The organism is Allolucifera butyrica (assembly GCF_900476375.1).
Taxonomy (GTDB): Bacteria; Bacillota; Negativicutes; order Sporomusales; family UPPP01; genus Lucifera; species Lucifera butyrica.
Window position 1 is genome coordinate 61,499 of the sequence record NZ_UPPP01000070.1, and the last position, 24,458, is coordinate 85,956.

23 protein-coding genes are annotated in these 24,458 nt (G+C 49.7%); 19 read left to right on the forward strand and 4 right to left on the reverse strand.

What is annotated here, in order from left to right:
- Positions 1–534 precede the first annotated feature (534 nt).
- The 7 genes from chvE (at position 535) to panD (ending at position 7,709) form a co-directional block, all read left to right on the forward strand.
- Positions 535–1,620: a multiple monosaccharide ABC transporter substrate-binding protein gene (chvE, locus tag LUCIF_RS11095; protein ID WP_122627958.1), complete on the forward strand. Its 1,086-nt coding sequence runs from the start codon at positions 535–537 to the stop codon at positions 1,618–1,620.
- 160 nt (positions 1,621–1,780) lie between these two features.
- Complete coding sequence (gene mmsA / locus LUCIF_RS11100) at positions 1,781–3,304, forward strand: multiple monosaccharide ABC transporter ATP-binding protein (RefSeq protein WP_122627959.1); 1,524 nt, start codon at positions 1,781–1,783, stop codon at positions 3,302–3,304.
- 13 nt (positions 3,305–3,317) lie between these two features.
- Positions 3,318–4,481 carry a multiple monosaccharide ABC transporter permease gene (mmsB, locus tag LUCIF_RS11105; RefSeq protein WP_122627960.1) on the forward strand — a complete coding sequence of 388 codons (1,164 nt, stop codon included), beginning with the start codon at positions 3,318–3,320 and terminating at the stop codon, positions 4,479–4,481.
- Positions 4,482–4,733: 252 nt separating this feature from the next.
- Positions 4,734–5,663 carry a Rossmann-like and DUF2520 domain-containing protein gene (locus LUCIF_RS11110; protein WP_165865967.1) on the forward strand — a complete coding sequence of 310 codons (930 nt, stop codon included), beginning with the start codon at positions 4,734–4,736 and terminating at the stop codon, positions 5,661–5,663.
- Positions 5,626–6,456, forward strand: coding sequence for a 3-methyl-2-oxobutanoate hydroxymethyltransferase (gene panB / locus LUCIF_RS11115; RefSeq protein WP_122627962.1), 831 nt, complete (start codon positions 5,626–5,628; stop codon positions 6,454–6,456). The genes LUCIF_RS11110 and panB overlap by 38 nt, the downstream gene beginning before the upstream one ends.
- Positions 6,457–6,474: 18 nt before the next feature.
- Entirely contained in the window at positions 6,475–7,335 is an 861-nt protein-coding gene (gene panC / locus LUCIF_RS11120) for a pantoate--beta-alanine ligase (RefSeq protein WP_122627963.1), read from the forward strand.
- Entirely contained in the window at positions 7,326–7,709 is a 384-nt protein-coding gene (gene panD, locus LUCIF_RS11125) for an aspartate 1-decarboxylase (RefSeq protein ID WP_122627964.1), read from the forward strand. The genes panC and panD overlap by 10 nt, the downstream gene beginning before the upstream one ends.
- A 105-nt stretch (positions 7,710–7,814) precedes the next feature.
- Here the strand turns inward: panD and LUCIF_RS11130 are convergent, their stop codons facing one another.
- A complete protein-coding gene (locus tag LUCIF_RS11130) occupies positions 7,815–9,002 on the reverse strand; it encodes an iron-containing alcohol dehydrogenase (protein ID WP_122627965.1) in 1,188 nt (395 codons plus the stop codon).
- 187 nt (positions 9,003–9,189) lie between these two features.
- Here LUCIF_RS11130 and LUCIF_RS11135 point away from each other — a divergent pair, with 187 nt between their 5' ends.
- Entirely contained in the window at positions 9,190–9,780 is a 591-nt protein-coding gene (locus LUCIF_RS11135; protein WP_207857501.1) for an HD domain-containing protein, read from the forward strand.
- Between the two features lie 85 nt (positions 9,781–9,865).
- Here LUCIF_RS11135 and LUCIF_RS11140 read toward each other — a convergent pair whose 3' ends face one another.
- From LUCIF_RS11140 to LUCIF_RS11150, 3 genes are all read right to left on the reverse strand, one after another.
- Positions 9,866–10,150 (reverse strand): hypothetical protein, encoded by a 285-nt coding sequence (locus LUCIF_RS11140; protein WP_207857503.1) that lies wholly within the window; start codon positions 10,148–10,150, stop codon positions 9,866–9,868.
- A gap of 87 nt (positions 10,151–10,237) precedes the next feature.
- The gene (locus tag LUCIF_RS11145) at positions 10,238–10,714 is read right to left on the reverse strand and encodes a heme-degrading domain-containing protein (protein ID WP_122627966.1); all 477 of its coding nucleotides are present in this window, start codon (positions 10,712–10,714) and stop codon (positions 10,238–10,240) included.
- Between the two features lie 19 nt (positions 10,715–10,733).
- Positions 10,734–11,777 (reverse strand): oxidoreductase, encoded by a 1,044-nt coding sequence (locus tag LUCIF_RS11150; RefSeq protein ID WP_122627967.1) that lies wholly within the window; start codon positions 11,775–11,777, stop codon positions 10,734–10,736.
- A 333-nt stretch (positions 11,778–12,110) separates the two neighbouring features.
- Between LUCIF_RS11150 and LUCIF_RS11155 the strand changes: the two genes are divergently transcribed.
- The 11 genes from LUCIF_RS11155 to LUCIF_RS26995 all read left to right on the forward strand — a co-directional run.
- Positions 12,111–13,907 carry a methyl-accepting chemotaxis protein gene (locus tag LUCIF_RS11155; RefSeq protein ID WP_122627968.1) on the forward strand — a complete coding sequence of 599 codons (1,797 nt, stop codon included), beginning with the start codon at positions 12,111–12,113 and terminating at the stop codon, positions 13,905–13,907.
- Positions 13,908–14,332: 425 nt separating this feature from the next.
- Positions 14,333–14,929: a DedA family protein gene (locus LUCIF_RS11160; RefSeq protein WP_122627969.1), complete on the forward strand. Its 597-nt coding sequence runs from the start codon at positions 14,333–14,335 to the stop codon at positions 14,927–14,929.
- Between the two features lie 25 nt (positions 14,930–14,954).
- Positions 14,955–16,598: a putative polysaccharide biosynthesis protein gene (locus LUCIF_RS11165; RefSeq protein ID WP_207857505.1), complete on the forward strand. Its 1,644-nt coding sequence runs from the start codon at positions 14,955–14,957 to the stop codon at positions 16,596–16,598.
- A gap of 610 nt (positions 16,599–17,208) precedes the next feature.
- Positions 17,209–18,069, forward strand: a complete 861-nt coding sequence (locus tag LUCIF_RS11170; RefSeq protein WP_122627971.1) for a PHP domain-containing protein — start codon at positions 17,209–17,211, stop codon at positions 18,067–18,069.
- Positions 18,070–18,283: 214 nt separating this feature from the next.
- Positions 18,284–18,805, forward strand: a complete 522-nt coding sequence (locus LUCIF_RS11175) for an HD domain-containing protein (protein ID WP_122627972.1) — start codon at positions 18,284–18,286, stop codon at positions 18,803–18,805.
- A gap of 164 nt (positions 18,806–18,969) precedes the next feature.
- The gene (locus LUCIF_RS11180; protein WP_122627973.1) at positions 18,970–19,197 is read left to right on the forward strand and encodes a hypothetical protein; all 228 of its coding nucleotides are present in this window, start codon (positions 18,970–18,972) and stop codon (positions 19,195–19,197) included.
- Between the two features lie 23 nt (positions 19,198–19,220).
- On the forward strand, positions 19,221–20,768 hold the full coding sequence (locus LUCIF_RS11185) for an acyl CoA:acetate/3-ketoacid CoA transferase (RefSeq protein ID WP_122627974.1): 1,548 nt from the start codon (positions 19,221–19,223) through the stop codon (positions 20,766–20,768).
- A gap of 18 nt (positions 20,769–20,786) precedes the next feature.
- Positions 20,787–21,977 (forward strand): acetyl-CoA C-acetyltransferase, encoded by a 1,191-nt coding sequence (locus LUCIF_RS11190; protein WP_122627975.1) that lies wholly within the window; start codon positions 20,787–20,789, stop codon positions 21,975–21,977.
- A 115-nt stretch (positions 21,978–22,092) separates the two neighbouring features.
- Positions 22,093–23,232, forward strand: a complete 1,140-nt coding sequence (locus LUCIF_RS11195) for an acyl-CoA dehydrogenase (RefSeq protein WP_122627976.1) — start codon at positions 22,093–22,095, stop codon at positions 23,230–23,232.
- 38 nt (positions 23,233–23,270) lie between these two features.
- The gene (locus tag LUCIF_RS11200; RefSeq protein WP_122627977.1) at positions 23,271–24,056 is read left to right on the forward strand and encodes an electron transfer flavoprotein subunit beta/FixA family protein; all 786 of its coding nucleotides are present in this window, start codon (positions 23,271–23,273) and stop codon (positions 24,054–24,056) included.
- A gap of 17 nt (positions 24,057–24,073) precedes the next feature.
- On the forward strand, positions 24,074–24,458 hold a 385-nt coding region (locus tag LUCIF_RS26995; RefSeq protein ID WP_122627978.1), incomplete at its 3' end, for a DUF362 domain-containing protein.

Genomic DNA, 24,458 nt, shown 5'->3' on the forward strand with positions numbered 1-24,458 from the left:
GTTTCATAAATGCGGCAACCAGATAATTTAATTTATTTTCATTTTCTAGAATTTTTCGTTAAATCCTGCCATTTTATTAGTGCTTTGAATAATAATTAATTAAATTTGAAATTTATAGAGCAGGAGAGAGCTGATTTCTGTCGAAAAATATGTGAAAGCAGGAACGGGATTGCTGTAAAAGATATGCAAGAAGAATGCCGCATTGCTATTAATTTTTTTATATTAACTTTTTCATTTTTGTGTTTTGCAAGAAGGAATTCCCTGAGTCATAGCGAATGTATTAAATAAAATCGATAATTAAGTAATTAATTTATTGGGAAGGCTTTTATTTCCAGGAGATTCAGAAGTTTATATGGCTGTCGAATTTTCTGTATTGTTTAAAAAGTATTTATTGTTGAAATAAACAGCCGGATAGATTGCAGGTTTTTGTATTTACATATTAAAGGGTTATTTGTTGAAAGGATGTGGTCAAAGTATAATAAAGGGTGTTATTGGGTTTAACGGTAATAACATTAAAAAAAAGGGGGATCTTCAATGAAAAAGGTAGTAGCTGTGCTGCTGGTGCTGGTAATGGCGCTTGCACTGGCGGGATGCGGGTCAAACAGTGACACCAAAGCGAGTTCAAACAGCGGTAAAAAACTGGTAGGTATTGCAATGCCTACGAAATCGTCCGCCAGATGGATCGCAGACGGTAACAACATTGTGAAACAACTGCAAGCCAAAGGGTATGATACAGATTTGCAATACGGGGAAGACAGTGTGGAAACCCAGGTGTCCCAGATTGAAAATATGATTACCAAAGGTGCCAAGGTTTTGATTGTAGCATCTATCGACGGTTCTGCGCTGTCGGAAGTATTGCAAAAAGCGAAGGATAAAAATATTCCGGTTATTGCCTATGACCGTTTGATCAAAAATACGCCCAACGTTGACTACTATGCAACCTTCGATAATTTCAAAGTTGGGGTTTTGCAAGCTCAGTATATTGTCGACAAATTAGGTTTGAAAGACGGCAAAGGTCCGTTTAACATCGAATTGTTTGGCGGCTCGCCCGACGACAATAACGCTTTTATGTTCTTTGACGGTTCCATGTCGGTTTTAAAGCCGTATATTGATTCCGGCAAACTGGTTGTAAAAAGCGGCCAGATGAATATGAAAGTCTGTGCTACGCTGAGATGGGACGGCGCTACGGCGCAGGCCAGAATGGACGACTTGTTGAGCAAGTATTATACGAATGCCAAGGTTGACGCGGTTCTGTCACCGTATGACGGCATTAGCATCGGCGTACTTTCCTCGCTGAAAGCTGTCGGCTACGGCACAGCGAATCAACCGCTGCCTATCGTTACCGGACAGGATTGCGAAATTCCTTCTGTGAAGTCGATCATCAAGGGCGAACAATCCATGACGATCTTTAAAGATACCCGGGATCTCGCCAAAGTAACCGTTAATATGGTGGATGCGGTTTTGAACGGCAAGAAAGCGGAAGTAAATGATACCAAGACTTACAACAACGGTGTGAAAGTGGTTCCTTCGTATCTTCTGACGCCTGTAGCCGTCGACAAATCCAATTACCAGAAAGTGCTGATCGACAGCGGCTATTACAAGGCGGACCAGCTTCAATAATCGTTGAAATACCGTTCTGGCTTTTTTTCGGCAGATATAATTCAACAAAGTTTTATCAGTGTGGATAGTACCATTTAATAATTTAGTGATGGCTGAATGGTCGGTCATCACTAAATTATTATCTAAACTATTTGCGTGGTAGATAGGGGGTCGGGGATATATGGAAGATATTATTTTGGAAATGATTAATATCACGAAAACATTTCCGGGTGTCAAGGCTCTTAATAATGTAAACCTGCGGGTGAAAAAGGGCGAAATACACGCGCTTGTTGGCGAGAATGGTGCAGGCAAGTCCACTTTAATGAAGGTTTTAAGCGGAGTATATCCCCATGGAACATATACCGGGGATATTCGTTACAACGGGGAGCTTTGCGAATTCAAAGACATTAAATCAAGCGAAAAAGTAGGCATTGTAATTATTCATCAGGAATTAGCCCTGATTCCTTATTTATCCATTGCCGAAAATATTTTTCTTGGCAACGAACAGGGAAAGAATGGTCTGATTGACTGGCACGCGACGACGGCTCACACCCAGGAACTGCTGGCAAAAGTGGGACTGAAGGAATCGCCTCAAACGCTGATCACCAATATCGGCGTAGGCAAACAGCAATTGGTCGAAATTGCCAAGGCCCTGGCGAAGAAAGTTCAATTGCTCATTCTGGACGAACCGACGGCGGCCTTGAACGAAGATGACAGCGCCAATTTATTAAACCTGCTGCTGGAGTTTAAAAAGCAGGGAATTTCTTCTATTCTTATTTCCCACAAATTGAATGAGGTTTCCAAAGTTGCGGATTCTATTACCATTTTGCGTGACGGTGCCACCATTGAGACGATCGATGTTCAAACGGAACCGGTTACGGAAGACCGGATCATCAAAGGAATGGTGGGCCGGGAATTAACCGACCGTTTCCCTAAGCGGGACGTAGTGATTGGTGATGTCATCTTTGAAGTAAAGAACTGGGATGTCTACCATCCGCTGCATGGCGACCGCAAGATCATCAATGATGTCAACTTGACGGTCCGTCAGGGCGAAGTCGTGGGAATTGCGGGTCTGATGGGCTCCGGGAGAACGGAACTGGTGATGAGCATCTTCGGCAGATCCTACGGACAAAAAATAAGCGGACATGTATATAAGAACGGCCAGGAAGTTCATTTGACCGATGTAAGCAAAGCGATTGAAAATGGTGTAGCTTATGTGACGGAAGACCGAAAACAATATGGCTTAATTTTAATTGATGATATCAAACGCAATTCGACACTGGCTAATTTAAATAAAATATCAAATCGATATATAATCGATGAGAACAAAGAAATCGTGGAGGTTGAAAAGAGCCGCCGGCAGCTGAATATTAAATGTTCCAGCATTTTGCAGCCGACGGTTAATTTGAGCGGCGGCAATCAGCAAAAAGTCGTTCTTAGCAAGTGGATTTTTACCGAACCGGATGTGCTGATTTTGGATGAGCCCACCCGGGGGATTGATGTAGGTGCGAAATATGAAATTTACACGATCATAAATAATCTGGCCAAGGCCGGCAAGGGGATTGTGCTTATTTCCTCCGAATTGCCGGAGATTCTGGGAATGTCCGACCGGATTTATGTAATGAGCGAAGGACGGATTACCGGTGAGATGTCCCAGAGTGAAGCGACCCAGGAAAAAATTATGAGACATGTAATCAATAGGTAAGGGAGGGCTAAACTTGGAAACGTTGAAGCAATTGTTTAAAAACAATATCAGGGAATACGGCATGGTGATCGCATTAGTGTCCATTATGCTGTTTTTCGAAATTGTCAGTAATGGTACGCTGCTGATGCCGCTGAATGTAACGAACTTAATCCAGCAGAATAGTTATATTTTAATCCTGGCCATCGGCATGTTGCTGGTTATTGTCGCTTTCCAGATTGACTTATCCGTCGGTTCGGTAACTGCTTTCATCGGCGCCTTGTCGGCGATTTTAATGGTAGAGCACCATATGGGAGTTGTGGCCGGCGTAACACTTAGCTTGCTGCTGGGAGCGCTTGTCGGCGCCTGGCAGGGTTACTGGACTGCTTATTTTAAAATTCCCGGTTTTATTGTAACGCTGGCCGGCATGCTGCTGTTCCGGGGCCTGACGATGACGGTGCTGGGCGGACAGTCTATGGGGCCTTTCCCGGTAAGCTTCCAAAAGATCAGCAGTGGTTTTGTGCCTGACTACTTTCACGGAGCCCATCTTCACATTACAACTCTGATGATTGGGATCATTTTGACTGTTATTTTTATTTATTTTGAATTAAGCAACCGGCGGGCGAAGCAAAAGTATAATTTCGATGTAATTCCCTTGCCGCTCATGCTTGCCAAAATTGCAATTATTGCTCTGGCAATTAACGGATTTACGTATATTCTCGCCTTATATAAGGGGATTCCGAATGTTTTGATTTTATTGTCTGTGCTCATTGTTTTCTATACGTTTATTACTACGAAAACAATTTTGGGGCGCCATATTTATGCTGTTGGCGGCAACGAAAAAGCGGCCAGACTGTCCGGCGTGAAAACACAGCGGATTATCTTCTGGGTTTTTGTCAATATGGGCGTATTAGCAGCTCTTTCCGGCCTCGTTTTCGCCGCCCGGCTTAACGCGGCAACGCCGAAAGCCGGCACGGGCTTTGAACTGGACGCCATTGCAGCCTGCTTTATTGGCGGCGCTTCTACCGCCGGCGGGATTGGTACCATTACAGGAGCGGTTATCGGTGGTCTGGTTATGGGGGTTATGAATAACGGCATGTCTTTGATTGGCGTTAGCATTGACATGCAGCAAACAATCAAGGGCCTGGTATTATTGCTGGCTGTAGCCTTCGATATTTATACAAAAAACAAACAGTCCTAATATTGTCAGCAGGTATTGAACTGCAGAAACCTTCTGTGGTATGATGAAGCTGGTTGATTTTATGCGCCTGTCCTGGCGGCATCCGGTGGGAGCCGCACAAAGAGACGGGCTGTGTCTTGAAATAACCTCATAATAGTAATCCGCTTAGATCCGGACAGGACTGAGACGGGAGGTGAGAGGGATTCGTATGCCTTCCGGACAGGTGCCGGAAGGCATTTTATTTTTTCAGTGTTCATGCAAGGGGGGATGATATTGCCGAAAAAAAGCATTGCCCTAGTGGGCGCGGGAAAGGTCGGCAGTGTCCTGGCTGTGCTCCTCAAGGACCGGGGCTTTGAATTGACCGGTGTTGTCAGCCGTCAGGAAGAATCGGCTCGCCGGCTGGGAGAACGGCTGGCAGTAACCTGGTCGACGGCACCGGGGGATATTATCCGGCAAGCGGACATCGTACTGTTGACTGTACCGGACCGGCTGATCGGCGAGGTGGCGGCGACCACAGCCCGAAGCGGCGCCTTCCGGGCCAAACAGGTTGTTCTACATACCTGCGGGTCTTTGACCGCAGCGATTTTGGCGCCGGCTAAAGCTGACGGGGCATTCACCGGCTCGCTTCACCCTCTGCAGTCGTTTGCTGCCGCAGACGTTGTGCCCGGGGCTTTAGAAGGGGTTTATTTTGCGCTTGACGGCGATCCGGAGGCAGTAACAGCAGCAGAAGAACTGGTAAATGCTCTGGGGGGGCAAAGCTTTTTTGTGCCGCCATCGGAGCGGGCCCTTTATCATGCCGGTGCCTGTATCCTATCTAATTATCTGGTTGCGCTGGCGCACTGGGCGACCGGTCTTTATGCCCGTTTCGGCCTGACCCGGACGGAAGCATGGCGGGCATTACGGCCCCTTTTGACGGGGACGGTGGAGAACATCGACTGTCTGGGAGTTCCGGCGGCTTTAACCGGGCCGGCCAGCCGGGGAGACCTGTCAACGATTGCCAGGCACTTGACGGCGCTAGATGATATGGATACCGGAAATTGTGAATTATACTGCCGGTTGGGACTGTATACTGCCGAAATCGGACGGGAAGCGGGCCGGATTACTAAAATCCAGGCGGCAGCTATGGGCGACTTATTCGAAGACCGATTAAACGGAGGGAACAAGAATGAAACGAATCACAACGGCGACCATCCGGGACCGTAAAAAAAACGGCGAGGCCATTACTATGCTGACGGCATATGATTATTGGACTGCCGTACTGCTGGATCAGGCGGAAATCGACATGTTTCTGGTAGGCGATTCACTGGGTAATGTTATGCTGGGGTATGAATCCACCTTGCCGGTGACGATGGAGGATATGATTCATCATACGAAAGCAGTTTGCCGGGGAACGCAGCAAGCGATGGTGGTAGCCGATATGCCTTTTTTGTCATACCAGGTCTCGGTGGAAGAAGCAGTTCGCAATGCCGGCCGGCTATTGAAAGAAACAGGAGCTCAGGCAGTAAAGGTGGAAGGCGGCCAAGCCGTTGCCCCGGCTGTTGCGGCGATGGTTAAAGCGGGCATCCCAGTTGTCGGGCATTTGGGATTGACCCCCCAGGCGGTTCACCAGTTAGGCGGCTACAAAGTACAGGGAAAAGAGGAAAGAGCGGCGCAGCAGTTGCTGGAGGATGCCAGGCTGCTGGAAAGCTGCGGCGCTTTTGCCATTGTGCTGGAATGTGTTCCCAGCCTGTTGGCGAAAAAAGTCACTCAATCCCTCGGTATTGCTACGATTGGCATTGGCGCCGGCGCCGACTGCGACGGACAAGTGTTGGTTACTCATGATTTGCTGGGGTTGTCAACGGGGTTTACGCCCAAATTTGTGAAAAAATATGCCGACCTGCAGCAAAACATAACGGCAGCGGTCACCGCTTATAAAAAAGAAGTGACCGCAAGAACTTTTCCGGCGCCGGAACACGGTTTCGCTATGGATGGCGGCGTGCTGGAAAAACTATATTAGGCGAAAAGGAAGAGAAGAATGCTTCAGGTATTAACAACGGTAAAAGAGATGCGCGCTTACGTTGACCGGGTGCGCGGCGAGGGCAAACGGATCGGTCTCGTGCCCACAATGGGAGCGTTGCACGCCGGCCATTTGACTCTCATGCGGCAGGCCAAACAAGTTTGTGATGTGGTTATAGCCAGTATTTTTGTCAATCCGACTCAGTTTGGTCCGCAGGAAGATTACGAACAGTATCCCCGGGTACCGGAAAACGACCGGGCAAAGGCGGCGACGGCCGGTGTGGATGTCATTTTTCAGCCGGAAGCCGGTGAAATCTATCCGGCAGGATATGCTACTTATGTTGAAGTCGGGGGGATTACGGAAAAACTTTGTGGTTTGTCCCGCCCGGGCCATTTCCGGGGTGTGGCGACAGTGGTCTGCAAATTGTTCCATATTGTGCGGCCGGACCGGGCTTTCTTCGGCCAGAAGGACGCGCAACAGACACTGGTGATCCGGCGAATGGCCAGGGACTTACATATGGATGTCGCCGTTGATGTGCTGCCTATTGTCCGGGAAGAGGACGGCCTGGCCTTAAGCTCGCGCAATGTATATTTGTCCCCGCAGGAAAGAACGGCGGCCCGGGTTCTTTATCGCAGCCTGGGAACGGCTGAGGCGGCGGTACGGGAGGGCGAGCGGAATGTAACAAAGCTTCTGGGTTTGATTCAAAGTGAACTTGCCAGGGAATCTCTGGCCAGAATCGAATATGCGGAAATCTATGGGTATCCGGAACTGAATCCGATTCAGGAATTGCAGGATAAAGCACTGGTGGCCCTGGCAGTGTGGTTCGGATCAACCCGGCTTATTGACAACACCATTTTGGAGGTTGCAGCGTGTTCTTAACATCGTTGAAAGCGAAAATACACTGTGCCACGGTCACAGAGGCCAATCTTAATTATATGGGGAGCATCACCATTGACGAGGCGCTCTTAGAGGCTGCCCGTATTTTCCCTAATGAGAAGGTTCAGGTCGTTAACAATAACAACGGCAGCCGTCTGGAAACGTACGTTATCAAAGGGGAAAAAAATTCCGGCGTCGTTTGTCTTAACGGTGCGGCGGCCCGCATGGCGCAGCCGGGTGATACGGTCATTATCATTGCCTATGCGATGATGACGGAAGAAGAATTTCACGCGTTTTCTCCCACTGTAGTAATGGTGGATGCTGCCAACCATATCCGGGAAGTGCGGGGTGGTGAAAAACAAGGCGAAACCGGTTAAAGAAAGACGGGAGAGACTTATTGCTAAGTCTTCTCCCGTTTTTTTCTTTGGACCGGGTTATACAAAAGCTAGGTTTTATTTGCTATGCGCCCTGCGCCGTTTTCCTTATTCCAGGCAGGCTTCAAAAATTCCGGTTACTTCTTCCGGGGACAGTTTGTACGGGTCAACGGCAAACAGGCCGCCCATGGCGCTCATGGCGTTCCTGGCCAATAAGGGGGCTTCTTCTTTTTTGACGCCATAATCGCTTAATTTAAGGTCCTGCAAGCCAATGGCGGCGATCAGTTTTTTCAAGGCCGCAATGAAGGCAAAGGGTTGTTGTTCCTGCGGCAGATCAATTACATTTTTCCCCATGGCTTTGGCCAGGTTGGCAAAGCGGGCCGGGCTTTTTCCGGCCATAAAGGAGAAATAGGCTATTGACAACAGGACTAACCCGGCTCCGTGAGGCAGCCCGGGATGGTAAGCGCTTAGGGCGTGCTCCAAAGAATGGTGGGAAATACAAGAGGACAGGGATTCTACCATACCGGCCTCCGTGTTGGCCCAGGCCAGCGCCGTCCGGGCTTCCAGGTTGCTGCCGTCGGCTACGGCGACCGGCAGATATTTGGTAATCAGGGTAACGGCCTCTAAAGCATATTGATCGCTGGCGGGCTGACTGACTGTGGCCAGATACCCTTCAACGGAATGGAAGAAGGCGTCCATGCCCTGAAATGCCGTAAATTTTGGCGGTACCGTAACCATCAGTTCCGGATCGACGATGGATAGAACCGGGAAGGTATAATCGTTGCCAAAGCCAATCTTTTCATTAGTTTGCGGGTTGGTGATCACTGTCCAGGGGTCGGCTTCCGTGCCTGTGCCGGCGGTGGTGGTAATGGCCACAATCGGCAGAGCGCCGCCGGTCACCGGTTTTCCTTTTCCGGTGCCGCCATACACATAGTCCCAGTAATTTCCCGGATTTTTTGCCATGACGGCAATGCTTTTGGCCGAATCGATGGAACTACCGCCGCCCAGGCCGACGACAAAATCACATTGATTGTCTTTGGCTGCCTGAGCGCCTTCCATAACATGGTCCAGAATGGGGTTAGGCAATATTTTGTCAAAAGTAACCGAGGACACATTATTTTGTTTTAAATATTCAATAACCCGGTCTAGATAGCCGTACTTTTTGACGGAAGGGCCGCTGCTGGTAACTATTAAAGCCTTTTTACCGGGTAAGAAGGGAGTGGTAGCCAGTTTTTTCAGTTTGCCGGGACCAAATAAGATCCGGGTGGGCATAAAATAGTTAAATTGACTTTTCATAAGTAAGCCTCCTTCGAAATAAGTTGATTTTGGCTAATTAATATTTCTTGATTATTATTATAAGATGTAAGGGAGTAAATGAAAAGCAGATCCTTTATTATTGATAGCAAGTTATTTTCATGATACTATGCAGTTGGGGAAAGGTGCATGGGTTGTATTTTGGATGGATATCGGACGGGAGGAAACTATGGTAAGTGAAAGATTAAAAAAGCAAATTGAATTTATTGTTGAGATTGATAAAGTTAAACAGATTGCCCGGCAGAATTATGTGACCGGCGGCGAGCGGCGGGAGACGGATGCCGAGCATTCCTGGCATCTGGCGGTTATGGCCCTTCTTTTGGCCGAATATGCGTCTGGCCCGGCGGATATGATAAAAACTTTAAAGATGGTGCTGATCCATGATCTGGTAGAGATTGACGCCGGGGATACTTATTGTTTCGATGAACAAGCCGTGAAAACCCAGAAAAAGCGGGAAGAAACGGCAGCTAACCGGATTTTTGGCTTACTGCCGGCGGACCAGGCCCGCGATTTCCGGGCGGTGTGGGAGGAGTTTGAAGCCGGTCTTACCATGGAAGCCCGTTTGGCGGCAGCGTTGGACAGATTGCAGCCGTTATTGCTGCATTATCATACCGCCGGGCGCTCTTGGCGGGAACATGGTATTACCAGCAGCAAAGTTAAGGAACGCAACCGCCTGACCCGGGAATTGTCGCCGCAGATTTGTGAATTGGTGGAGGACGTGATTGAGCGGGCCGTACAAAAGGGATATTTGGCCGAGTAAGTTTAGAGAGAGCGGAAATCGTATAACGGCTGAGAAAAAAATAAAGAATAGCCAGGACCCGGTATGCTTTTCCGGGTCCTGGCTATTAAGATGACGTGAGTATGCCGTCACACACCAGCTGCTCATCACTTTCCCAGGATTCCACGATGACTTTGGCCGTGCGGTAGTCGAAGCCGAGACCAATCAGATAGCTCATCAGGGCAACTTCAGTCAGGGCGTGTTGAGGGTCGGTGGCGTTAATCTCTTTGAGGCCGTGCCGGATAGCCGGCAGGACCTGCAGGAGAACGGAATAAGAAGTGTTTAACTGCCGGGGGAGTATGGAAACAACCGGCGCTTGCCGCGGGTTTTTGAAAGCATTTTTTATACTCATTTTAGCCCCCCTCTATATTATCTATTACATCTTATGAAAACTTATGAGTTGATGTGAATTTTTTATGGTAACGGCAGTCATTCCATATTAATCAGGCAAACCGAGAAAATTTTTTAATACGCCAACGATCAGTTCGTGATCTTCCCGCTGCGGCAGTCCGGAAACGGTGATGGTGCCGACGACGCCGACATTTTTGATACGGAGGGGAAAGGCTCCGCCGTGGGGAGCATAGTCGGATTCGGGCAGTAAATATTTATTTTCCATCGTTTTTTCCTGGCTGCGAAGCAGCAGTCCCACATAATAGGAACTGTGGCCAAAGCGGTTGACCACTCTGTTTTTGCGCTGAATCCAGGCGTCATTATCCGCCGATGTGCCGGTCATGGCGTAATGAAACAACTGCTGGCCGTTACGGCAAATATCAACGGTTACGGCCTTGCCTTTCTGCGCGGCGGTATTGGCCAGCTGAGTGCCTAATGCTAATGCCGTTTCGTTCGTAAAGGAGGCAAATTGGAGCAGTTCTTCCTCATTTTTTACTTGGGTCAGTAATTCTTGCAAGTCTTCCATAATTAAACCTCCTGCTCGATTATTCTGCAAACGGGATGATTTTCCCGGTTTTGCTGCTTTCCTGGGCGGTTTCAATAATTTTTATTGTGTTCCGGGCCTCTCTGGCCGTAACCGGCAAGGGGCTGCCGGCGGTGATTGCTTGATAAACAGCCTGATAATAGGATTGGTAGGAACCGGGCAGTGTTTCTACCGGGGCTGTAATATCAAGGCCGGTTCCAATGGTGAGCTGACCGTATAAATCGGCCGGGTCCCGGCCCCAATCGGGAGCACCCGGCCGGATTCCTCCCGCCAGGGATCCTTCCTGCGGGTCCAGACCGTACTTGATAAAGCTTCCTTTATTGCCATGCACCTGGAAGTGAGGACCGGGCTTACGGACCAGACAACTGGAGTGTAGAATGACCCGCAGACGGTCATAGCCTAATATAATATGGAAGTAATCGTCGGCTTGGGCGCCCGGCCGCTGAGCCTGTATATCAGCAAAAACGGTACAGGGCAGTCCGAAAAGATGCAGCGCCTGGTCAATCAGATGGGAACCCAGGTCGAATAGCATTCCTGAACCGGGTAAAGCCTGGTCCCGCCATTTTCCGCTAACCTGGGGACGAAACCGGTCATAATGGGATTCATAGCTAAAAATATCGCCCAATAAGCCTTCCCGGATGCATTGCTTCAGGGTTAAAAAATCATTATCCCAGCGCCGGTTCTGGTAAACGCTCAACAGGCGGTTTTGTTTTTCGGCCAGGGATATTAATTCGTCTGCTTCCTGGAAATGGGTTACAAACGGTTTTTCGACAATTACGTGTTTGTTGGCTTCCAGCGCCTGTTTCGCAAAAGAAAAGTGGGTAGTGTTCGGAGTAGACACAACAACCAAATCAATGTCCGGTCTGGCCAGCAGAGCTTCAACAAAGGGAACAACGTCTACGGCCGGAAAGTCCTGCCGCACTTTCTCCGGCTGGGACGAAACGACCGCAACCAGGTCCAGGCCCTCCACAGTACTGATAAGCGGAGCGTGGAATACCGACCCGGATAGTCCATAGCCAATGATACCAATTTTGACTTTTTTCATGCTGATTCTCCTCTTTTCTATGGATAAACAGTTTTCTTCTTTATCTTTCATTTCCGCATACGGGTTGATTTCCCTGCCTTACTTTGCCAATATTCATAATCTTATAGACCGCTGCGAGCAATATATAATGTATTCGCCCGGACCAAATTATTAACTTAGCTAACTGTCCCCAAATGCTTGTAAAAGTTCGCCGGAGATGCTAAAATGAAGAATAATTACCATGTAAATACAGTGTGGCAATGAAGCTTTTCAGAGACGCTCGCGTCTCTGAAAAGCTTTGTCTGTTTTTGGGGGGAATTTTATTTTGCCGCAGCGGCTGATCAGGAGGAGAATATGATGAAAAAAAATCCGTTTACCAATCTGACCTTATGGTGGGGAAATGAACGATTTATCGCATTGAGGCATAAGGGGCTTTCTATCGGCGATAAAATTGCCCTGGGTTTTTTTCTGCTGCTGCTGTTGCTGGCAGGCATTGGGTTGAGTTCCTATCTTGCCAATGTTTGGTCCACCCGTAACATGGTGGAAGTTCAAAAGGCTAATTCCCGTTTAATGTTAGCCATGCAGATTAAGAATATATTTGCCGATGGCAATGCTAATGCCACCCGGTTTGTTGCGTCCGGTGACCCCAAATATTATCAGCAAATGGAAAAGTCAATGAGCGATGCTGTCGTAAGGGAATATGAACTGGAAAATCAACTGGGCAATGAAATGGGGCGGGAGATGCGGCAACTCTCTCAGCTTACCGGCAAGTACAGCGATATTGCCATGAATGATCTGACACCGTTAGTTAAGAAGTATCATAATGAACTGGCTCAGGGGAATACGCAAGAGGCCCAAAGGACAAAGACGGAAATGTTTAAGGTCAATGACCGTATGGTGGAGATGGGGGAGAAAGTAGCGGCCATTTTGAATCAAACCGTTGAACAGAGTAAAAGCATGGCGCAAGCCAAAATCGAGGCGGCCGGAAAAGCGGGGCAACAGGCTAATTGGATTAACGCCGTATTAGGAATGATTGCTTTTATGGCCGGGGCAGTGCTGAGTATTTTCTTTTCCCGTATGATACGCAAGCCAATTAAGCGGCTGCTGGAAGGTGCGACGTTATGCGCAGACGGAGATTTGACCAACCCGATTCCGGTTACCTCCAGAGACGAGCTGGGAAAATTAGCCGCGGCTTTTAATACAATGCAGGACAATCTGCGCACGCTGATTCACGGTATTTTTAATTCTTCGCGACAGGTTACGGGGGCTTCGGAACAGTTAATGTCGGCTTCGGATCAGTCGGCTCAGGCGGCCGGACAGGTGTCGGCACTTATTATGCGGGTGTCCCGGGGAACGGAGACTCAGATGGCCGCTGTGCGTGAGGCTCTTAGTGCTATGGAACAAATGTCGGCAGGGATAACACGGGTGGCCGGCCGGACGGACACGCTGACGGAAATTTCCCGCCAGACCACCATGGCGGCAGCGGCGGGCGGCGGTGCGGTTAATACGGTAAGAGAACAAATGAAGAGTATTGAGCAGGCAGTAAGCAACTCTACTCAATTGGTGGACAAACTAGGCCAACACTCCCGGGAAATCGGTAAAATCGTGGAGACGATCAATGATATTGCCGCTCAGACCAATTTGCTGGCCCTCAATGCTGCCATTGAAGCGGCCCGTGCCGGTGAACAGGGGAAAGGATTTGCCGTGGTGGCGGAAGAAGTGCGTAAACTGGCGTATCAGTCGCAAACAGCAACCAAACAGATTGACGACTTAATCCGGGTCATTCAGAATGATACGGGGCAAGCCGTTACGGCAATGCAAACAGGGCAACAGGAGGTTTCTGTGGGAACCCGGGTTGTTCAGGAAGCCGGGCGCGCTTTTGAGCAAATTACCGGTCTGTTTGAACAGGTATCCGGCCAGGTTGATGAAATTTCGGCTGCGGTTCATCAAATGTCGGCCGGCAGTGAGCAGGTAGTCGCTTCCATGCGGGATGTGGATAGGATCAGTCAGGATACAGCCGGGCAGTCCCAGAGCGTGTCGGCCCTGACCCAGGAATTGTCCGCCTCGACGCAGCAAATTGCTGCCTCCAGTCAGGAATTGACCCAAATGGCCGGACAACTGCAACATTCCGTGGACCGGTTTACCCTATAGGAAAGAAGATTTTTAAAACCGCGTTAGCGGTTTTTTTACTGCCTGGAAGAATTTGCGTGACCATTGGGGGCTGCCTGATTTATAATAATAAAGAAGAGATGAGGGTTTTGTTATGCGGAAAAAGGAAAAGAAAAAGTTTTGTCGAAATGGAATTTGTCATATTGGGAAATATATACCAGAGCGTTTGTTCTCAATCCATTTTCGCAATCCTCTGTAAGATGCGAATATGGGTTATATAGACAGCCCGTTTAGGGTTTAGGCATTGGACGGGTGTTTTAACGGCAGAAGAAAACAGGCCTGCAAGCCGGAAAGGGGTTTGTAGGTTTTTATTTCCCTGCACCGGTCTAAGCTTCCGGTCATTTGGTAATAGTAAAGGAAGGATAATTGTAACAGAATGCAATAAGTGAAACATAAGGGGATAAAAGATGGATTATATCGTTCAGACAATGATTGATTATATTGGTTCGCAAGGATATTTCGCCATTTTGGTTGGTACAGGCCTTGCCAGTATGGGCGTACCTGTGCCCAGTGAATTGACGCTGGCTTTTGCCGGTTATTTGGTTTTTGCCGAACGGCTTCAGTTTGGCTGGGTCATTCCGGCGGCCTTACTGGGAGAAGTTTTAGGTTCACTGATTGCTTATCTGATCGGTTATTTCGGAGAGGGAGCCTTTGTACATAAATACGGCAAATATATGTTTTTGTCCCCGCGAAAATTAGAGTATGCTCAAGCCTGGTTTGAGCGCTATGGAATGATCACCGTACTGGTCGGACGGATCCTGCCGGTAGTGAGAGGCATGATTGCACTGCCGGCAGGCCTTTTGCAAGTGAACTTAAAGAAATTTATGATATATATTGTTCTTAGTTCGACCATTTGGTGTATTGGTTTGGTTTCTCTCGGCCGGCTCCTGGGGGAAAATTGGCGCAAGTTATACGAGATGGGGCATGCGGCCGGTCTGGTAGCTGTTTTTGGCTTATTGCTGTTCTTGACAGTTGGATTTTGGGTGAGAAAAAAACAAGCATAAACTACTGCTGAAAGTAGGGTAAATATTGAGCAACTTAGCAAAAGATGAATTTTCCCGCAATAAGGGAAATTTCCTTAAAGGAACGCTGGTTTTGACGATAGCCGGCTTTGTAGTGAAAATTATCGGTTCGCTGAACTGGATTTTTTTGTCGCGGGTCTTAAGCGGTGAGGGAATTGGCTTATACCAGATGGCATTTCCCATCTATTTATTGGCTTTGAGCGTGTCTTCGGCAGGGATTCCGGTAGCTATCTCCATTATTACGGCCGAGAAACTGGCCTTGCGGGATGTGCGGGGGGCCAAACGGGTATTTACCATTTCTCTGGTTATTTTATTCACATCCGGCTTGCTATTCAGCGTACTAACGTATTTAGGCGCCGGTTGGCTGATTGACCACCGTATTATCCGGGATGTGCGGGCTTATTATTCCATTATTGCCTTGGCGCCGGCTATTTTTTTCGTTACGTTACTGTCCAGTTTCCGGGGTTATCTGCAAGGCTGGCAGGAAATGACGCCTACGGCTGTGTCTCAGATTGTTGAGCAATTGGTCCGGGTGATAACCATGCTGGTGTTCGCCAACCTGCTGCTGCCGCGCGGACTGGAATATGCGGCAGCAGGCGCCAGTCTGGGAGCCGCTCCCGGTGCGGTAGGCGGACTATTGGTTTTGTTGTATTATTATTGGAAGCTGCGCCCCAAAATGCAGCTTCCGCCCGGGGACGCTGATTTGTCTCTTCCGGCCGAGGGAGCGGTGGACATCATCCGGCGGCTGGTTAAGCTGGCTTTGCCGGTCTCGATGGCCAGCATTATGCTCCCTATTGTATCCAATCTGGATATGCTGATTGTGCCGACCCGGCTGGAAGCGGCCGGTTTTACGACTGAACATGCTACGGAACAATTCGGTTATTTGACGGGCATGGCGGTTCCCCTGGTCAATCTGGCTACTTTATTGACCGCTTCTTTGGCAACCAGCCTGGTACCGTCCATATCCGAAGCCAAGGCGCTTGGTAACCGGCAGGCTATTTATCGGCGTACGGAATCGGCCCTCAATATAGCGACCTGGGTTGGTCTGCCCGGCGGGGTATTAATTTATTTATTGGCGGCGCCGATCGCCCAGTTGATTTACCATGCGCCTGACGCCGGCGGACCGGTCCGGGTCCTGGCCGTGGGCATCTTTTTATTGGGTGTGCACCAAGTGACGACAGGTGTACTGCAGGGATTGGGCCATACGACGATTCCCGTTGTGAATATGGGATTTTCCGCCGTAATTAAGGTAATACTTAACTGGACCTTGACGGCTATTCCTTTGTTGGGAATTAAGGGGGCCGCCGGGGCAACGGTGGCTGATTTCGGTATTGCGGCGGCGCTTAATATGTATTTTATTTACCGGGAAGTGGGGTTTGCCATCAATAGCAAGTATATTCTAAAGACCGGCGTGGCCGCCGCCGTCATGGGACTGGCCGTGATGGGGGTCTATAACGGACTGATTTATAAAACCGGCGACAATACATGGGCGACATTAAGCTCCATTGCCGCCGGCGGCGCTGTCTATCTTTTAATTCAAGTTGCCATTGGCGGTTTGGCGGAAGAGGATATTCGCCGCGTCCCCTATCTGGGCGGGACGATTGCCAACAGTTTGCAAAAATTTGGCGTTCTGGGCCGGAGGGGGCGCTGATTTTGACTCTTAGTAAAGGCAAAGTAAAACGGATGTATGCAAACTTTTGCAGCTTCCGGGAATGGGGACGCAAACCGGGATCTTTACAGACACTAATACAGTCTTTTTAGACAAAGATACTTGTACGCAGCTAAGGATATGTTTATGATAAATGTGAGAGGAAAAAATTCCCTTATCTGGATTGAAGATGAATGTTAAAAGTTTCACTGCTGTATGCATAATATCTCTTTATATTGCGTAGTAACCTATAAAGAGCAAAAATTAAATCTGTGATTCACCGAGAGGAGGTGACCGTATATGCAGCAGATTTAGTTTTGCTTTTCAGTAATATTGTTTCTGTAATTGCCACTATCTTAAGTATTATCAAGATGATGATCGAATTACTTGACAGGTGGCACAAAAATAAGAAGAATCGACCAGCTAAACATGTTCCTAAACATGCAGGCAGGTAGTGGATATAGAGAGCCTTATGGCTCTTTTTCTTTGTTACCGCCACATTTTGTACCGTTGAACTTATGAAATAATAAGAGGACTGTTCTTGATTCGTTATTCTGTTTCGGATATGATGAAGAAAACGGGTAAAATAAGCACTTTACAAGGAGTAAGAACAATGAAACCGATTCATGCGCTTTCTATGCGGGCGGATTTACATATTCATACGACAGCCTCGGACGGTTGCTGGTCTCCCCGGCAACTAATTGATGAATTGACGCGGCGCGAAATCGGATTATTTGCCGTAACCGACCACGATAGTGTCGACAATGTTGTTGACACCGCTGTACTGGCCCAAAAAGCGGGATTGCATTTTTTAACGGGAGTGGAAATTTCCGCGACCCACAAAGGCGGTTCCTTTCATATTTTAGGATACGGAATTGATCCGGCGTGCGAAGCCTTGCGCCGTCTGCTCATTCACAACCAGACCCTGATGGAGGAAGCCGATCATGAGAGTATCCGCAAGCTCATAGCCGATGGGCTGCCGGTCGATTTTGCCGAATACCACGCCTATCGTCACGATCCGGCTCGCGGCGGCTGGAAGTCTCTCAATTTTCTTATTGATAAAGGCTTGTGTTCCGACGTGAAGGATTTCTTCGCCCGCTGGTTTACGCCGGAAAGGGGAATTTCCTTTCCCGAATTTCCCTCGCTCCAGGCAGTCGGGGATGCTATTACCGCCGCCGGCGGGGTACCGGTCTTAGCTCATCCCGGCAGTGAGTTTCACGGTTGTTCGCTGGAAGAGACTTTGCAGGAGTTTGCCGGCGGAGTCATTGAAGGCGTGGAATGTTATCATCCCGGTCATGATGCGGCAACAACCCGGCAGGCGCTGGCCTGGTGTTTACAGCATAATTTGATAGTGACCGGCGGGTCGGACTGTCACGGTGATTTTGTGTCCGGCCGGCAACTGGGCTTTCCGGCGATTGAGGGCAGGCAGCTATTGCTGGGCAGATTGTGGGACCGGGTCGACACCTGTCTATAATATGGTATACTGGATAAGAGCCTGCTTAAAAAGATGCAGATACTAGGCGCGGCGAGCATTCGAACGAAGGCGTACTTAGACGTACGTTGAGTGAGAACGCACAGCCGCAACAACGTAGATCCCATATTTCGCATTCTGAAATCATGACAGAGGACTGCGAAAAATGGGATTGATGCGCTTTTTAAGCAGGCTCGATAAAGGAGGCGGATGTACAATGAGTGATGCGATACCCGGCAGGCAGGATAACTACCGGGAATTTTACCGGCAACAGCTCGAACGTCACTTTGGCTCGGACCGGAAACGAATCAATCATGCGTTGAAGGTATTAGCCTACGCGGAAAAAATTATGTGCGGGGAAAACGTTTCGGCGGATCTGCGCAAGGTTATTACGATTACGGCACTGCTGCATGATGTGGGGATTAAGCCGGCGGAGGAAAAGTATCATTCTTCTGCCGGGAACTACCAGGAGATAGAGGGTCCGCCGGTTGCCAGACAAATAATGCGGCAAGCCGGAGAACCGGACCCGGTGATGGAACGGGTAGCCTATATTATCGGCGGACATCATACACCGTCTAAAAACGATGGACTGGATTTTCAGATTATCTTGGAAGCCGATTTACTTGTCAATATCGAAGAAGAGCAATTGGACCAACTGCCGGGACTGGCCGCGATCATTGCTAAAAATTTTAAAACCGCTGCAGGTACGCGGCTGGCAACGGAGCAGTATTTACACTGACAATTATGGGTATTCGGCATCATTGCGGGTAAATTGCATTGCGGATTGTCTAAATAAACATACGGAAATCCGGCTCGAGACAATGAATGGAGAAAGTCTGATTATGGCTTTCTCCATTTTTTATTGTACGGATATTTTTTTAGCGGCAGAAGAATCACTGTGCCATGAGCCAAGAGCCGAAAGACCGCGTCAGCGGTTTTTATTATAATGTGTACAGATATATAGACACAGAAGTGTACATGGATGCGTACAAAATGCGTAAGCCTTGTCCCGGACAGGCGGTTTTAAAAACTGAAAACCGCGAAATTGCTCAGTATTCACCAGCTGGTTCCGCTAAACAGACCATTTTGGCAATTGGCATGAGTTTTGCATTGCTTACTATTGTGGATTGAGATTTGTAAGGAGTGTGAACAATATGGCGAAGGTGATTAGTGCGGCGGATGCTGTAAGACTGGTTCAAAACGGCGTGACCCTTGCTACCAGCGGTTTCGTGGGGAATGGCCATCCGGAAACACTGACTGCTGCTTTGGAACAACGGTTTTTGAACGAAGGAGCACCAACCAATCTGACCCTGATCTATTGTGCCGGCCAGGGAGACGGTAAGGACCGCGGCCTGAATCATTTAGGCGTGGAGGGAATGGTCAAGCGGGCCGTGGGCGGCCACTGGAATCTTGCTCCCAAGCTTGGCAAGCTGGCCGTGGAAAATAAAATTGAAGCCTATAATTTTCCGCAGGGAACATTAACCCATTGGTTTCGTAATGTAGCCGGCCGTAAACCCGGTGTTATTACTAAAGTCGGACTGAATACCTTTGTTGACCCCCGGGTTGAAGGCGGTAAAATCAACGCCGTAACTAAGGAAGAGCTGGTTGAAGTAATTGAGCTGGGCGGGGAAGAATGGCTGTGGTATAAGCCGTTTCCGGTTCATGTCGCATTATTGCGGGGAACGAGCGCCGATGAACGGGGCAATATTACGATTGAACATGAAGCGGTTTCGCTGGAGAATCTGTCGATTGCCCAGGCGACCAAGAGTTCGGGCGGGATTGTCATTGTCCAGGTGGAACGTCTGGTCGCCAACGGCAGCCTTCAGCCGATGCAAGTTAAAATACCGGGCATCATCGTTGACTATATCGTCGTTGCCGATGACCCTTCACAGCATATGCAGACCTTTGGGGAACAATATAATCCCGCCTATTCCGGCGAGATCAAGGTTCCTTTGTCCGCGTTGGCGCCGATGCCGCTGGATGAACGCAAGGTGATTGCCCGCCGGGCTGCTATGGAACTGATCCCGGCAGCGAAAGTCAACCTGGGAATCGGGGTGCCGGAAGGGGTCGCCATGGTGGCCAATGAAGAAGGAATCGGCGATATGATGACCTTAACGGTAGAAGCCGGGCCGGTTGGCGGTGTACCGGCCGGCGGCGGCAGTTTCGGAGCGGCTACGAATGCGGAAGCCATTTTGGACCAGCCCTACCAGTTTGATTTTTATGACGGCGGCGGTTTGGATCTGGCTTATTTGGGGCTGGCCGAAACCGATGAAAAGGGAAACATCAATGTAAGCAAATTTAAAGGCCGTGTAGCCGGTTGCGGCGGGTTCATCAACATTACGCAAAATGCCAAACGGGTTATATTCTGCGGCACCTTTAGCGCCGGCGGGCTGAAGGTTAAAGTAGCCGACGGTAAACTGAACATTACCAATGAGGGGAAGGCTAAAAAATTCCTCAAGCAGGTGGAACAAATTACCTTCAGCGGTCAGTATGCACAAAAAGTGAATCAGCCCGTTATGTATATTACGGAGCGGGCCGTATTTGAACTGACGCCGGCAGGTATGATGCTGACAGAGATTGCACCGGGTGTGGATTTGGAAAAAGATATACTGGCATACATGGATTTTAAACCGGTCATTTCGCCAGCTTTAAAGACGATGGATGAGCGGATTTTCCGGGATGGACTCATGGGACTAAAATAAATAGCGGGAGTGGATTCGATGCGAGAAGCAGTCATTGTTAGTGCCGTACGTACGGCAGTCGGTAGTTTTAACGGTTCCCTGGCCGGATTTTCGGCAGTGGACCTGGGCAGCGCCGTAATGGCCGAAGCGGTCAAACGGGCCAAGATTGATGCCGGCATTGTCGAAGAAGTAATTTTTGGCAATGTGCTGCAGGCCGGCCTGGGGCAGAATCCTGCCCGTCAGGCAGCTGTCAAGGCCGGGATTCCGGTGGAAGTGCCGGCCTATACCATTAATAAAGTATGCGGGTCCGGTCTGAAAACAGTCAACCTGGCGGCGCAGGCAATTCTGGCCGGCGATGCCGACGTCGTTCTGGCCGGTGGCATGGAGAGTATGAGTAATGCGCCGTATCTCCTGGAAAATAAGGCCCGTTGGGGATACCGGATGGGGAACGGCAAGCTGATTGATTCGATGATCCAGGATGGGTTATGGTGCGCCTTCAATGATTACCATATGGGGATTACGGCCGAGAATGTAGCCGCCCAATATGGTATCAGCCGGGAAGAACAGGACCGCCTGGCCTTCGAGTCGCAGAGCAAGGCATTGGCAGCAATTGAAGATGGCAGTTTTCAGCAGGAAATTTTGCCATTAACGATAAAAAGTAAAAAAGGTGACAAAATAGTTGCTGTCGATGAATATCCCAAAGCGGGTACGACCCCGGACGGTCTGCAGGGTTTGCGGACGGCCTTTAAAAAAGACGGCACGGTTACGGCGGGAAATGCATCCGGCATCAATGACGGGGCGGCGGCACTGGTTGTTATGTCCGCCGATAAAGCCAGACAACTGGATCTGAAACCGATGGCCCGCATCCGCTCTTATGCTTCCGGCGGCGTAGACCCCGCCATTATGGGTATGGGACCGGTGCCCGCCACTCGCAAGGCTCTCGCTAAAGCCGGGCTGACTATTGCCGACCTTGATCTTATTGAGGCCAATGAAGCGTTTGCTGCACAATTTTTGGCAGTGGGGAAGGAACTTGGCTTGCCGAAAGAGAAAGTGAATGTAAATGGCGGAGCCATAGCACTCGGTCATCCCATCGGCGCCAGCGGTGCCCGTATTCTGGTTACCCTGCTTCACGCCTTGGAAAAAAGGGATGTCCAATTGGGACTAGCCACTTTATGTATCGGCGGCGGCCAGGGGGTAGCAACCATTGTGGAGCGGATTTCCTGCAAATAGGATATCAAAGGCCAGTACCGTTGGGTACTGGCACTCTCATGATGGAGAAGTGAATGTTTTCACAGGGGTAAGGCTTAATTGCATTCTCATAAATTATTTTTAGGAGGTCAGGATTATGGAGTTTCAGTTAACGGAAGAGCAAAAAATGATGCAAAAAATGGTTCGGGAGTTTGCCGAAAAAGAGGTAGCCCCGACCGTAGCCGAGCGCGATGAGGCAAGTGAGTTCTCCCGCGAAATCGCTGATGCCATGGGAGAGTTGGGATTTACGGGTATTTGTTTTCCCGAAACGTATGGCGGCGCGGACGGCGACGTACTCAGCTACATACTGGCGGTGGAAGAACTGTCCCGGGTTGACGACGGCATAGGCATTACCCTGTCGGCAACGGTGTCCCTGTGCGGCTGGCCGATTTACGCCTTTGGCACGGAAGAACAAAAAAAGAAATACTTAACCCCTCTGGCGGAAGGTTCGAAGTTAGGAGCTTTCGGCCTGACAGAGCCCAATGCCGGTACGGACGCTTCGGCCCAACAGTCGGTGGCCGTGCTTGACGGGGACCATTATGTATTGAACGGCAGCAAAATTTTTATCACCAATGGCGGGGAAGCCGATATCTACGTTGTATTCGCCATGACGGACAAATCCAGGGGCGCCCGGGGGATTTCCGCTTTCATTCTGGAAAAGGGGATGCCCGGATTCACCTTTGGTAAACGAGAGCACAAAATGGGAATTCATACTTCCCTGACTATGGAATTGGTATTCCAGGACGTGCGCGTACCAAAGGAAAATCTGCTTGGCAAAGAAGGGGAAGGCTTTAAAATTGCCATGCAGACTCTGGACGGCGGACGCATCGGCGTAGCGGCGCAAGCGCTGGGGATTGCCCAGGCCGCTCTTGACCATGCTGTTAAATATTCGAAAGAAAGAGTACAATTCGGCAAACCGATTGCCGCCAATCAGGCAATTGCTTTCATGCTGGCCGATATGGCCACTAAGGTTGACGCAGCCAGACTGCTGGTTTACCGGGCCGCTTACCTCAAAGATAAAGGCCTTCCCTACGCCAAGGAGGCGGCCATGGCCAAACTGTTTGCCTCCGATGCGGCCATGGCGGTTACTACCGATGCCGTGCAGATTTTTGGCGGCTACGGTTACAGCCGGGAATATCCGGTGGAACGCCTCATGCGGAATGCTAAAATTACCCAGATCTATGAAGGAACCAATCAGGTCCAGCGCATGGTTATTTCCAGTTCCGTGCTGCGTTAGACCGGCATAACATCCGTAATTAATAGGAGGATTACAAAATGGAAATCGTAGTATGTGTCAAGCAAGTACCTGACACCACGGAAGTAAAAATCGATCCCGCGACAAACACGCTGGTGCGCCAGGGGGTGCCCAGCATTGTCAATCCCTTTGACAAGAACGCGGTCGAAGCGGCCTTGCAGTTGAAGGAAAAACATGGCGGCAAAGTAACGGTCCTTTCCATGGGACCGCCGCAGGCAAAAGATGCCCTGAAGGAATGTCTGGCCATGGGGGCGGATGAAGCCATTCTGCTGAGCGACCGGGCTTTCGGCGGGGCCGATACACTGGCTACCAGCCATACCCTGGCTGCCGGCATTAAAAAAATGGGCAACGTGGATGTCATCTTCTGCGGCAAACAGGCCATTGACGGTGATACTGCCCAGGTCGGGCCGGAAATTGCCGAACATCTCGGCATTGCGCAGGTAACCTATGTGGCCAAGGTGGAAGTGAACGACGGGGTTGTCCGGGTGGAACGGGAACAGGAAGAAGGCTATGAAGTCATTGAAACCTCCCTGCCGGTCTTGCTAAGTGTTGTTAAATCCATTAACGAACCGCGGTATCCCACGGTGAAAAACACGATGAAAGCCAATCGCAAGGAAATTCCGGTATGGACCGCCACCGATGTCGAGGTGGAACCGGGACTCATCGGCTTAAAGGGGTCTCCGACCCAGGTGCGGCGTATCTTCACCCCCAAACAGCGCGTGCAGGGGGAAATGATTAAGGCCGAGACGCCGCGGGAAGCCGCTGCCTTACTGGCGCGCAAACTGACGGAAGCAAAGATTATCTAATGGGAGTGGAAAAATAAATGGCTGTTGTAGTAAAAAAAGCGGAATGTATTGGCTGCGGCGCCTGTGTGGGCACCTGTCCGTTCGGCGCCATCGAAATGCGGGAGGACAAGGCGTTTATCACCGAGGCCTGTACGGCCTGCGGCGCGTGTATCGATGTCTGTCCCGTCGGGGCGATTGTCCGGGAAACGGAAGAAAAGAACGTGGCCATGGATAAGGCGGAATACAAGGGCGTCTGGGTGTATGTGGAACAAGTGGGCGGACAGGCCCGCAATGTAGCGCATGAACTTCTGGGCCAGGGAAGGCTGCTGGCGGATGCGCTGGGGCAGGAACTGGCCGGCGTGATCATCGGGGAACAGGTGGCAGGGCTGGCAAAAGAAGTCTTTGCCAACGGGGCCGATAAAG

Coding starts and splice junctions, on each gene's coding strand:
- chvE (WP_122627958.1), top strand. CDS start 535: ATGAAAAAGGTAGTAGCTGTGCTGCTGGTGCTGGTAATGGCGCTTGCA.
- mmsA (WP_122627959.1), top strand. CDS start 1,781: ATGGAAGATATTATTTTGGAAATGATTAATATCACGAAAACATTTCCG.
- panB (WP_122627962.1), top strand. CDS start 5,626: ATGAAACGAATCACAACGGCGACCATCCGGGACCGTAAAAAAAACGGC.
- panC (WP_122627963.1), top strand. CDS start 6,475: ATGCTTCAGGTATTAACAACGGTAAAAGAGATGCGCGCTTACGTTGAC.
- LUCIF_RS11130 (WP_122627965.1), bottom strand. CDS start 9,002: ATGAAAAGTCAATTTAACTATTTTATGCCCACCCGGATCTTATTTGGT.
- LUCIF_RS11135 (WP_207857501.1), top strand. CDS start 9,190: ATGGTAAGTGAAAGATTAAAAAAGCAAATTGAATTTATTGTTGAGATT.
- LUCIF_RS11140 (WP_207857503.1), bottom strand. CDS start 10,150: ATGAGTATAAAAAATGCTTTCAAAAACCCGCGGCAAGCGCCGGTTGTT.
- LUCIF_RS11145 (WP_122627966.1), bottom strand. CDS start 10,714: ATGGAAGACTTGCAAGAATTACTGACCCAAGTAAAAAATGAGGAAGAA.
- LUCIF_RS11150 (WP_122627967.1), bottom strand. CDS start 11,777: ATGAAAAAAGTCAAAATTGGTATCATTGGCTATGGACTATCCGGGTCG.
- LUCIF_RS11155 (WP_122627968.1), top strand. CDS start 12,111: ATGATGAAAAAAAATCCGTTTACCAATCTGACCTTATGGTGGGGAAAT.
- LUCIF_RS11160 (WP_122627969.1), top strand. CDS start 14,333: ATGGATTATATCGTTCAGACAATGATTGATTATATTGGTTCGCAAGGA.
- LUCIF_RS11170 (WP_122627971.1), top strand. CDS start 17,209: ATGAAACCGATTCATGCGCTTTCTATGCGGGCGGATTTACATATTCAT.
- LUCIF_RS11175 (WP_122627972.1), top strand. CDS start 18,284: ATGAGTGATGCGATACCCGGCAGGCAGGATAACTACCGGGAATTTTAC.
- LUCIF_RS11180 (WP_122627973.1), top strand. CDS start 18,970: ATGAGCCAAGAGCCGAAAGACCGCGTCAGCGGTTTTTATTATAATGTG.
- LUCIF_RS11185 (WP_122627974.1), top strand. CDS start 19,221: ATGGCGAAGGTGATTAGTGCGGCGGATGCTGTAAGACTGGTTCAAAAC.
- LUCIF_RS11190 (WP_122627975.1), top strand. CDS start 20,787: ATGCGAGAAGCAGTCATTGTTAGTGCCGTACGTACGGCAGTCGGTAGT.
- LUCIF_RS11195 (WP_122627976.1), top strand. CDS start 22,093: ATGGAGTTTCAGTTAACGGAAGAGCAAAAAATGATGCAAAAAATGGTT.
- LUCIF_RS11200 (WP_122627977.1), top strand. CDS start 23,271: ATGGAAATCGTAGTATGTGTCAAGCAAGTACCTGACACCACGGAAGTA.